Source organism: Porphyromonas sp. COT-052 OH4946 (assembly GCF_000765965.1).
GTDB lineage: Bacteria > Bacteroidota > Bacteroidia > Bacteroidales > Porphyromonadaceae > Porphyromonas > Porphyromonas gulae.
Map to the genome: position 1 here is coordinate 231,214 of NZ_JQZY01000014.1, position 11,500 is coordinate 242,713.

At 51.8% G+C, this 11,500-nt stretch carries 8 protein-coding genes; 4 read left to right on the forward strand and 4 right to left on the reverse strand.

Annotation, left to right across the window (positions count from 1 at the left end; translation table 11 throughout):
• Positions 1-5: 5 nt before the first annotated feature.
• The 4 genes from selD to HQ50_RS06070 all read right to left on the reverse strand — a co-directional run bounded on the left by selD (position 6) and on the right by HQ50_RS06070 (position 4,355).
• On the reverse strand, positions 6-1,052 hold the full coding sequence (gene selD, locus HQ50_RS06055) for a selenide, water dikinase SelD (protein ID WP_039429065.1): 1,047 nt from the start codon (positions 1,050-1,052) through the stop codon (positions 6-8).
• Positions 1,049-1,273, reverse strand: coding sequence for a DUF3343 domain-containing protein (locus tag HQ50_RS06060; protein WP_018965470.1), 225 nt, complete (start codon positions 1,271-1,273; stop codon positions 1,049-1,051). Before HQ50_RS06060 ends, selD begins: the two co-directional genes overlap by 4 nt.
• Entirely contained in the window at positions 1,257-2,387 is a 1,131-nt protein-coding gene (locus tag HQ50_RS06065; RefSeq protein ID WP_039429068.1) for an aminotransferase class V-fold PLP-dependent enzyme, read from the reverse strand. The genes HQ50_RS06060 and HQ50_RS06065 overlap by 17 nt, the downstream gene beginning before the upstream one ends.
• Before the next feature lie 144 nt (positions 2,388-2,531).
• Positions 2,532-4,355: an alpha-L-fucosidase gene (locus HQ50_RS06070; RefSeq protein ID WP_039429071.1), complete on the reverse strand. Its 1,824-nt coding sequence runs from the start codon at positions 4,353-4,355 to the stop codon at positions 2,532-2,534.
• 415 nt (positions 4,356-4,770) lie between these two features.
• On the opposite strand from HQ50_RS06070, the gene HQ50_RS06075 reads away from it, so the two are divergent.
• From HQ50_RS06075 to carA, 4 genes are all read left to right on the forward strand, one after another.
• Positions 4,771-6,390, forward strand: coding sequence for a CTP synthase (locus tag HQ50_RS06075; RefSeq protein ID WP_039429073.1), 1,620 nt, complete (start codon positions 4,771-4,773; stop codon positions 6,388-6,390).
• A 127-nt stretch (positions 6,391-6,517) separates the two neighbouring features.
• Complete coding sequence (yidC, locus tag HQ50_RS06080) at positions 6,518-8,401, forward strand: membrane protein insertase YidC (protein ID WP_039429076.1); 1,884 nt, start codon at positions 6,518-6,520, stop codon at positions 8,399-8,401.
• Positions 8,402-8,491: 90 nt separating this feature from the next.
• A complete protein-coding gene (locus HQ50_RS06085; protein WP_039429079.1) occupies positions 8,492-10,375 on the forward strand; it encodes an amidophosphoribosyltransferase in 1,884 nt (627 codons plus the stop codon).
• A 33-nt stretch (positions 10,376-10,408) separates the two neighbouring features.
• Positions 10,409-11,482, forward strand: a complete 1,074-nt coding sequence (gene carA, locus HQ50_RS06090) for a glutamine-hydrolyzing carbamoyl-phosphate synthase small subunit (RefSeq protein WP_039420461.1) — start codon at positions 10,409-10,411, stop codon at positions 11,480-11,482.
• The last annotated feature ends 18 nt before the right edge of the window (positions 11,483-11,500 follow it).

Below are 11,500 nucleotides of genomic sequence, written 5' to 3' on the forward strand. Positions count from 1 at the left end.
ATGATTTAAGTTACGATCAGTTTTGCGGCTTCCTCCGCATCGGTGGCATAACCGATAATGGCAGCAAAAGGATGCAGACCTGTCCGATGGAAATCCGCCACGAGATCTTCCGCCCGATCGGCATCGACGGCCATCAGCAATCCGCCCGATGTCTGTGCATCAGCCAAAAGCATTTTGTGCTCTGTGGGACAATCCGCCCGAAGCATATCCCCCACGAAGCGAAGATTGCGGAAGGCAGCACCGGGTATGCAACCATCCCTCAACAGAATGAGGCACTCCGGCAAAGCCGGTACCGATCGGCTGTCGATATGTAAGCATACGCCCGAAGCCTCTGCCAGCCCCTTGGCATGTCCGAGCAAACCGAAGCCTGTAATATCGGTGGCACCCCTTATCCCGTATTTCTGCATCAACTCTGCCCCTGCTCTATTGAGCAGACACATCTGCCCGATGGCAGCTGCATAGGCTTCACTGCCGATCAGCTCCAAACGGTGGGCCGCCATCGCTACGCCTGTCCCCAGCGGTTTCGTCAGGACGAGACATTGCCCTGCACGTACACCGGCATTCGTGACCAAATGCTCCGGATGCACTGTGCCCGTAACGGCCAGTCCGTACTTCGGTATGGGATCGTCTATCGTATGCCCTCCCATCGTAAAAGCACCACTCTCGTCTATCGCCTGCTGTCCTCCACGGAGAATATCGGCCAAAACCTCTACGGGAATCCCTTCGGAAGGGAACATGGTCAGATTGAGTGCCAACAGTGGTCGCCCTCCCATGGCATACACATCCGAGAGAGCATTGGCAGCAGCTATGCGACCGAAGATATAAGGATCGGAGCAAACCGGCGGGAAGAAATCCGTGGTTACGATCAGGGCGGTATCGTCATTGAGCCGGTACACACCGGCATCGTCGTGCGTACTCACATCCACCATGATACGGCTATCCACCGGCAAGGGTATATCGCGCAGGAGTTCGCTCAGTTTGGCCGGATCCAGCTTAGCCGAACAGCCACCGTACTCGACCGTAGAGAGCAGATCGAAGGAAGATTGGTTCATATTCCTATAGTATATGGAATGGAAATTCGTTTCAAAATAGTTTCGAGCAATTCCTCTTGAGCCGACGAAATGTGCAGACACATCCCACATTCGGCACTCAAATGAGTGGGAACCGCGATAACGCGATGAGTCAGTTCGGCTTGCTCGGCAGCCTTCATAGCCCGAATGAAATCGCGAGTGGTAGAGAAGAGGAAAAAACGACTGTCAGCTTCGTAAGACATGGCTCAAAGCATTTAGGAGATACTCCAGATCAGCCTCTTCGTGATAGGGAGAGAGCGACAAACGTACCGTTCCGGTAGCAAAGGTACCGATCGACCGATGCGCCAATGGTGCGCAGTGAATCCCCGTGCGAGTGACGATGCCGAATGCTTCGTACAGCGCATCGCCTATACGTGCAGGCGTCAGCCGGTCATGCGTCAGCGAGCATAGATAGCCCTGCTCGATCGGGTTGGCAGCAGCATACACCCGCAGTCCCGGGAACCGCTCCATCTGCTGCATACACTGTCTCCACGCGTCCCGACCGATACGAAAGGGTGGAAGTTGGCGAACGGAAGCCAGCAAAGCGGTAAGCCCAAGCACATTGACCGTACCGGCCATAAACCGCTCAGGCATCTCCTCTCTCACTGTCCAGTCAGCCGAATGCAAGCCATTGCCACCTGTGGTCAGAGGGCGGACGCTTCGTGGATCACGGATATAGAATCCGCCCGTACCCGAAGGCCCCAAAAGTCCTTTGTGACCCGTAAAAGCCACGTAGGCCAATCCCAGTTCATCAGCTTTGAGTCGTGAAGCTCCGAGGTACTGTGTAGCATCGGCCAAGATAGGGATGCCACGCTCCTGTGTGAGCAAACGGGCTATCTCCTCTATGGGCTGAACCTGCCCATTGACATTGCTCTCCAGATTGACCACAGCAAGAGCCGTATCTGCAGGAATGGCATCGACCAGCCGATCGGTATCGACTCGTCCGTCAGGCATCGAAGGCATCAGGGCAATCTTTATGCCGACGGTATCAGCCAGACATTGGAGCGGACGCATCACAGCATTGTGCTCCATCGGGCTGACCAGCACGCTACAGCCATCCTGCAAGGAGCCTTGCAGGATGGTATTGATACTTGTAGTGGCATTGTCCGCAAAACAGATATGAGCCGGCTCTGATACACCGATCAGATCGGCCAAAGCATCGCGCAACTCTTCTACTTCCGAAGTAACGCGCAGAGTCTCACTGTCGCGGCTACGGCCATAACTCCCCACCGGCACATCGTAGAAATGTGCCAAAGCCTGACGCATGGCATCGGGCTTAGGATAAGAAGTGGTGGCGTTATCGAAATATGTATTCATCCGCAATGCGGCAATTCATCAAGAGCAAAAGGGAGGTATTCCTCGTTACGGGAGACATTATACTGCCGACTCCGAACTGCCCGAATCCAAACAGCTGTCAAAGATAACCACAATTTACCGACGTTCTCGGAGACTTGAGTGCCTCTATTCCACAGTTACGCCGATCTCCTGCATCGTGATCACGGCCTTATCTCCCGATGCGGTAGTAGCATCCAAGCGGATGAAACGTGCCCTGACGGTCTGATTCAGATCCACGGTTTGAGGTACAGGATTATTGATCACATTGGCAAACTCTCCCATAGTCGGGATCTCTCGCCACTGCACGCCATCCTCACTCACAGCCAGCCGATAGCGGACAGCTGTCGTAGGCTTGGCTTCGGCTTTATACGGCGCATAAGTAAAAGCGCGCAACACGACCTCCCGACCCAAATCGATAGTCAATGGATCGTCCGAAAGTTGCTTCCAGTCCGCACGAGGAATATCGTTCCACGACTCATCGGCAACGGCCTGCTCCGGTGGCTCGGCATAATACGTAGCTACGCGACACAGATTGACCGGCAGACGACACTGTTCTATACGCACCCGTATCCGATCCGTCTCTACCGCAGGAATGCGAAGAAGTCGCTTATAGCCGATGGTCGTACCACGGCCGATCTCCTGCCATGCTCCATCCACCCATGCCTCCACAGCGAAAGCCTCGGTTCGCTGCCCCTTGGTAATATCCTCTTGGAGCATCAGTATATTGATGCGTGCCTTCGACTCGAGTGCATATTCCTCGATGGCATGCTCTTGAATAACGGCATAGCGGGCCGAATCCGCTACCCGGTCATGAGCAAAGGCCTGACCGAGATAGTCAGCCCACTCCTTCAGTCGCGAGGCATCGGCTTCGTGAATCAGGCCTCGCCTATCGGGTGGCACATTGAGCAGGAGTACCGAATTATAACCTACGGACCGGAAGTAAATATCCACCAACTTGTCCAACGACTTGACCTTCTTGTCCTCCGCAGCATGGTAAAACCAACCCGGACGGATCGAAACGTCCACTTCGGACGGATACCAAAAGAGTTCGGCAGCGTCTTTCAGCACCTCTCGGCTGCCCAGATCCGGAGAGTTCTCCCGAATCCCCAGGCGACTGCGTTCTGCCTCCGAACGGGAATAAATACCCGGCGTAAGCACTGTGGCACTCCATTCGGTGGTTCGCCCCAGTCCACGCTCATTGCCCACCCATCGCACATCGTCTCCCATGATAGCCATAACGGCTTGGGGTTGCAGTCGGCGGATAGTGTCGTAGAATGCTTCCCAATCATATTCCTGCCGCTTGCCGTTGGGGCCTTCGCCATTGGCTCCATCGAACCAAACTTCGTGTACCTCCCCATAGTGGGTGAGCAGCTCGGTGAGCTGACTGACAAAAAACCGATTGTAACGGGGCGAATCGCCATAGCACTCTGCATTGCGATCCCAAGGAGACAGATAAACGCCGAACTTCATACCATACTCTTCGCACGCAGCTCGGACTTCTTTCACCACATCGCCTTTGCCCTCTCGCCACGGAGATGAAGCCACCGAGTGGTGCGTGGTGGCTGTAGGCCAGAGACAAAAACCATCGTGATGCTTAGCCGTAAGGATTACCATGCGAAAGCCTGCTTCGCGCAGCGTTCGCACCCATTGCCGAGCATCCAGCTCCACCGGATTGAAGAGCGCAGGATCTTCTTTCCCATCACCCCACTCACGGTCTGTAAAAGTATTGATACCGAAATGCAGAAATGCAGTCAGCTCCATCTTCTGCCAAGCCAACTGTTGCAGTGTGGGGACAACCCTTGCCGCCATCTCCACCTTCTGCTCCAAAGTGGCATCGACAGGAAAATCCACAGACTTCGGGTAGTAGACTTCTTGCTCCTGTCCAAAAACGGGAATGGCAGTAAGCAAGAAGAAAAACAGCAAGAAACGATTTGTTGTCAGGATTTTCATGTATCGTATGTTTTTTGATTGCCCAAAGGTTGGGTGGACTGCATCCTGTAGTCCTGTTCACATGTGAGAGGAGTAACTCAACGATAGAAATCCGACACAAGCTCCCCGATACTCGCGAGAAAAAAGAACGTCAGCCTTCCGCCATCATGCTACCACCAAAATCCGATTTAGGAACCAAATATACGGAAAAAGCTGACGTGTAAGTTTGCCTCGGATAGCCTTATCGCCGTTCGTCGGATGCCTCATTTCTCATTTTGATGCACCGGCATCGGGCAAGAGCTGTCGTATTTGCCTCTTTTAGCAGGCGTTCTTTTTGTATATTTGCGCACGAATCGAAGGAGGCTGGTCCGTTCGGGGTAGCTTTCGTACCCCTGATTTATCGATCAAAGTATTAACAATACTATCTTTTCGCGCTATGGCAGATACTAAGTATATCTTCGTGACCGGTGGTGTGGTTTCCTCTCTTGGAAAAGGCATCGTAGCAGCATCTCTCGGCAAACTCCTCCAAGCTCGCGGTTTCAACGTAGCTCTTCAGAAGTTCGACCCCTATATCAATATCGATCCCGGTACGCTCAACCCCTATGAGCACGGCGAATGCTATGTCACCGAAGACGGGCATGAGGCCGATTTGGATCTCGGCCACTATGAGCGTTTCCTCAATACGCCCACTACTCGTGCCAATAATATCACGACAGGCAGGATCTATCAGAACGTAATCCGCAAGGAACGCAAGGGCGAGTACTTGGGCAAGACCGTGCAAGTGGTGCCTCATATTACGGATGAGATCAAGCGCAACGTCAAACTTCTGGGACAAAAGAGTCAGTACGACTTTGTGATCACGGAGATAGGCGGTACGGTAGGGGACATCGAGTCCCTGCCTTTCCTTGAAAGCGTGCGCCAGCTCAAGTGGGAGTTGGGGCAGAATTGCCTCTGCGTTCACTTGACCTATGTACCCTATATCGCTGCTGCCGGTGAGGTGAAGACCAAGCCGACTCAGCACTCTGTGAAGCAGCTGCAGGAAGTGGGTATTCAGCCTGACATCCTTGTCTTGAGGACGGAGCATGAGCTTCAGCCCGATATTTTGAAAAAGGTTGCCCTCTTCTGCAACGTGGCTCCCGATTCGGTGGTACAGAGCGTGGACGTGCCTACTATCTATGAGGTGCCCCTGGTTTTGCAGCAGCAGCACATGGACGAGACAGTACTTCGGAAGGTGGGGCTGCAAGTGGGCCCTGTCCCCGAGATGCGTCAGTGGCACGAATTTTTGGAAATGAAGCATACGGCCCAAGAAACGGTTACGATCGCTTTGGTGGGTAAGTATGTGGAGCTTCAGGATGCGTACAAGTCCATAGACGAATCGCTGATGCAGGCGGCTATATATAATAGGAAGAAGCTGAACCTCATATCCGTTCACAGCGAAAAGGTGACGGAGGCTAACGTGGCCGAGACCCTGAAAGATATGGACGGCATCGTGATCGCCCCCGGATTCGGTTCCAGAGGGGTCGAAGGCAAGCTCATAGCACTGAAATATGCGCGTGAGAACGATCTGCCCACGCTGGGGATCTGTCTGGGTATGCAGTGTATGGTGATCGAATATGCTCGCAATGTACTGGGCTTCAAGGACGCCAATACGACGGAGATCGAATCCAATATCGAGCACAAGGTCATCGACCTGATGGACGAACAGAAGACGGTTACGGATATGGGTGGCTCCATGCGTTTGGGCGCATACGACTGTGCTCTGCGCAAAGGATCGAAATTGGCTGCTGCCTATGACAAGGAATTCGTGCGCGAACGCCATCGCCATCGCTTCGAATTCAACAGCCAGTATCGCGAAGCTTTCGAAAAAGCCGGTATGCAATGTGTGGGAGAGAATCCGGAGACGGGCTTGGTAGAAGCCGTGGAAGTGCCTGCCTGCCGCTGGTTCGTGGGGGTACAGTTCCATCCCGAATACAATAGTACGGTGGTCAATCCCAACCCCTTGTTCATGGCTTTCATCCGTGAGGCAATCAAAACGAGAAAAAAAGATAAAGAATAATTGCTTTGCCTGTCGGTTCTTTGGGGGGGTGTGAAATTTTTCCTCCCCTCTGACATACCGTAGCGAACAGGCAACAAGATAGGGGTGCCGATGTCGGTGCCGAAGAATCCCTACGCAACGAAAATATATGGATAAAAATACAGTTATAGGTTTAGTTCTGATCGGACTGGTGATCTTTGGGTTTTCATGGCTCAATCGTCCCGATCCGCAGGAAATAGAAGCGCAGCGTAAGGCTGCGATAGAAGCAGCTCGGCAGGATTCCATAGCGAAAGCCGAAGCCGAACTCCTTGCAGCCCGAACCCAGGGGGCCACGCCCGATTCGATCAAACAGGCAGCCGGATATAATCAGTATGGACTATTGGCAGCCGCGACAGCCGGTGCAGAGGAGCAGGTGGAGCTGGCCAACGGCAAGATCGCTCTCAAGCTCAGTACCAAGGGGGGAGCTATCCGGGAAGTTTTGCTTCGGGACTATAAAACGCACGATGGCAAGCCTCTCTATCTTTTCCGAGAAGGAGAGTCGGATTTCAACCTGCCTCTGCGAACCGTGGACAACAGGCTGGTCGATACACGCGATCTGTACTTTTGTCCCGTCAGCCGAACGGATTCCTCCGTTGTGATGCGTCTGGCCGTGGACAGTGCTTCCTACCTTGATTTGGCCTACGTCCTCCTTCCGGATGACTACCGTTTGCGGATGACAGTAAGCGGACAGAACTTGCAATCGCTTTTCCCTGCCAATATGACGATGCAGGACATAGAATGGTCGCAGCGCATTCGCCGTCAGGAGAAATCATGGAAGTTTGAGAATCAATATACCTCTATTTATTATAAGTATTCGGGCGATGAGGTGGATCGTCTGAGCGACAGTAAGCAGGAAGACAAGAAGACTTTGGAGGAACCGTTGCACTGGGTGTCTTTCAAGGATAAGTTCTTCGCCTCTGTTTTGGTGAGCGATGGATACTTCGAAAACAATAAGCTGGCGCAGAAGACGGCAGCAGCCGAGTCCGACTATCTGAAGGATTGTACCATGTCCGCTACTTTCCCGTTGGATGTTCGCCCGGGAACAAAAGCCAGATTCACTTTCTTCTTCGGCCCGCTCAAATACAATATGCTACGCGCTTACGACAAAGGGATGAAAGCCGAGGACAACCTCGATCTCGATCACTTGGTTTACTTGGGTGCCAGTATCTTCCGATGGATCAATCGTTATATGATCATTCCGGCCTCCACATTCCTGCAGCAGTATTTTAGCAACTGGGGGCTGATCATTCTTTTGCTCACGCTGGGGATCAAACTCCTCATCTCTCCTCTCGCTTATAAGGGGTATCTCTCTTCTGCCAAAATGCGATTGCTCCGCCCGCAGGTACAAGAGATCAATGCCAAGTACCCGGGCAAGGATCAGGAATCCATGATGAAGCGGCAGACTGCTACCATGAATCTCTATCGTGCGGCCGGTGCAGGTCCGATGAGTGGGTGCTTGCCTATGCTCTTGCAGTTCCCCTTCCTCATAGCCATGTACATGTATTTCCCTACGACTATCGACATTCGTCAGCAGAGTTTCCTCTGGGCGGAAGACCTCTCCTCCTATGATGCTATTTTCAGCTGGACAGCCGATATTCCTTTGTTGTCTCAGTTCTATGGCAATCATGTCAGTCTCTTCTGTCTGCTCATGTCCATTTCCAATATCCTCTATATCCGCTATACGATGAATCAGTCGGATACGGGACAGGAGGGTATGGCTATGCTCAAATGGATGCCTTATATCACTACGGTGATGTTCCTGTTCTTCTTCAATCAGAATGCATCGGGGCTTTGCTACTATTATTTCCTCTCTTCTATTATTACTGTCATCCAGTACATGTCTTCACGTTTTATCATCAACGAAGAGAAGCTGATGGCTAAGTTGGAAGCGAACAAGACGAAGCCACGAAAGAAATCGAAATGGATGGCAAGACTCGAAGAGGCACAGCGGCAGCAGGAAGCGATGCGACGCCAACAACAAAAGAGAAAATAGACAGAACGATATGGAATTGGCAACAGAGATCATGACTTACGATATGGGTAGGTATGGCTGTTGCCAATTTTCTCATATAGAACAAACAAGATGGAACCTCTGAAACATGAATGCGGTATCGCCATGGTGCGATTGCGCAAACCGCTGAGTTATTATCACGATAAGTATGGCACATGGATGTATGGCCTGAACAAGCTATACCTCCTGATGGAGAAGCAGCACAATCGAGGTCAGGAAGGTGCCGGGCTCGCTGTGGTGAAGCTCAACAGCCGTCCCGGAGAAGAATACCTCTTCAGAGAAAGAGCACTTGGGGCAAATGCCATCTCGGAGATATTCGACTCGGTACACAAGGATTTTCAGGCTTATTCTCGAGAAGAGCTGGGCGATGCCGAATTTGCTGCCTCTCAGATACCGTATGCCGGAGAGTGCTACATGGGACACTTGCGCTACAGCACTACCGGAAAGAGCGGTCTGACTTTCGTCCATCCGATGATACGCCGCAGCAACTGGCGTGCCAAGTGCTTGTCCATTTGCGGCAATTTCAATCTGACCAATGTGGATGGCATCTTCGACGAAATTACCTCTGTCGGACAGCATCCGCGCAATATGTCCGATACGCATATCCTGCTGGAGCAAATCGGTCATCGTCTGGATCGCGAGGTAGAGCGTTTGTTCCGTATCGGGAAAGAACAGAATCTGAAAGGAATGGACATCACGCATTTTATAGAAGAGCGTATCGATTTGTCCAATGTGCTCAAGAAGTGTAGTCCCTTCTGGGATGGCGGATATGTCATGTGTGGCCTCACCGGAAGCGGAGAGAGCTATGCCGTGCGCGATCCTTGGGGCATCCGACCTGCATTCTATTATATAGACGATGAGATCGTGGTCACGGCTTCGGAGCGTCCCGTTATCCAAACTGTGATGAATCTGCCGGCAGAGGCCGTTCGGGAGTTGATGCCCGGAGAAGCTATCTTTGTCAATAGCAAGGGAGAGCCTCGTATCGAGCGTATCTTGGAACCCAAGAATTATCAGGCTTGTTCGTTCGAGCGTATTTATTTCTCTCGTGGCAGCGATCAGGATATATATCGTGAGAGAAAGGCTCTGGGCTATCTGCTTTCGGAACGTATCCTCCGAGCGATCGATTACGACATCCCCCATACCGTCTTTTCATTCATCCCGAATACGGCCGAAGTGGCATATTACGGTATGCTGGAGGGCATCGATCACTATTTGGATGAGTGCAAGATTAGAGAGATTCGTGAGAATCCGAATATGAGCGAAGCCAAGTTGCGTGAGATTTTGGGGCGAAAGGTTCGGTCGGAGAAGGTGGCGATCAAAGACATCAAGCTCAGAACTTTTATCACGGAAGGCAATAGCCGCAACGATTTGGCGGCTCATGTCTATGATATTACCTATGGCACGGTGCAGGCCGGCGTAGACAATTTGGTCGTGATCGATGACAGTATCGTCCGTGGGACTACTCTGCGGCAGAGCATCATCGGTATCATGGACAGGTTGCAACCCAAGAAGATCGTCATTGTTTCCAGCTCTCCGCAGATTCGTTATCCGGACTATTATGGTATCGATATGCGTAAGATGCGCGAATTCGTCGCTTTCCGCTCTGCTGTGGCACTGCTTCAGGAGCGTGGTATGGAGCAAGTGTTGCACGATGCCTATGCAAAAGCGTTGGAGCTTCGCAAGTTGAGCTTCGGACAAGAGGTCGAGAATGTCGTTAAGACTATCTATAAGCCTTTCACCGCCGAGGAGATTTCTGCCAAGATGGTAGAGCTATTGAAGCCGGAAGGTGTGCGTGCCAAGGTGGAGATCGTATATCAAAGTTTGGAAGGCTTGCATCAGGCGATACCGAATCATCCGGGAGACTGGTATTTCTCCGGCGATTATCCGACACCCGGAGGGGCCCATTTGGTAAATGAAGCTTTCATCAGCTACATGGAAGAGGACTATGGCAAATAATTATTTCCAGAATCGAAAGAGTATTAAGAACGTATGAGAGAGCAAAGAAAAGCGACATTGATATTGGACGATGGTAGCCGTTTCGAAGGCTATTCTTTCGGTTGCGAACGAGCTGTGGCCGGAGAGGTCGTTTTCAATACGGCTATGACCGGCTATGTGGAGAGTCTGACTGATCCGAGTTATCGCGGACAAATCATGGTTATGACCTATCCTTTGGTGGGCAATTACGGTGTTCCGCCGAAAGCAGTCGAGCCAAACGGCGTGTCTTGCTTTATGGAAAGCGACAGAATACACATGGAAGGAATCGTTGTGTCCGACTATTCCCATTCTTATAGCCACTGGAATGCTGTCGAAAGCCTTGGCGATTGGCTCAAGCGTGAGCAGGTATTCGGTCTGACGGGGATCGACACGAGAGCATTGGCCAAGCATCTCCGCGAACACGGTTCGATGAAAGGAAAGATCATTCTCGAAGGAGGCGAAGACATCGACTTCGCCGATCCTTACACAGTCAATCAGGTTGCAGAAGCTTCTTGTCGCGAAGTGATCACATACGGTTCCGGAAGCAAAAAGGTGGTACTCGTCGATTGTGGCGTGAAGGACAACATTATTCGCTCGCTTCTCCGTGATGATATAACGCTTTTCCGTGTACCTTGGGATTACGACTTTCATCAGATAGCATACGATGGTCTCTTCATCAGCAACGGCCCGGGCGACCCCAATATGTGCGGTGTCACAGTGGAACACATTCGTCGGGCAGTGGCCGGCGACAAACCTATCTGCGGTATTTGCATGGGCAATCAGCTTTTGTCGAAAGCTGCCGGCGCAAGTATCTTCAAACTCAAGTACGGACACCGCAGTCACAACCAGCCGGTACGTGAGGTGGGCACCAATAAGTGTTATATCACGAGCCAAAATCATGGATTTGCAGTAGATCCGGCATCCCTCGGAAGTGATTGGGAGGAACTTTATATCAACCTGAACGATGGCACGAACGAAGGCATCCGCCACAAGAGCAAGCCTTTCTTCTCTGCACAGTTCCATCCCGAAGCATGCGGTGGTCCGGTAGATACGATGTTCGTTTTCGATGAATTCTTGAAAAACCTCTAAGCAAAGTAGCATACGAAT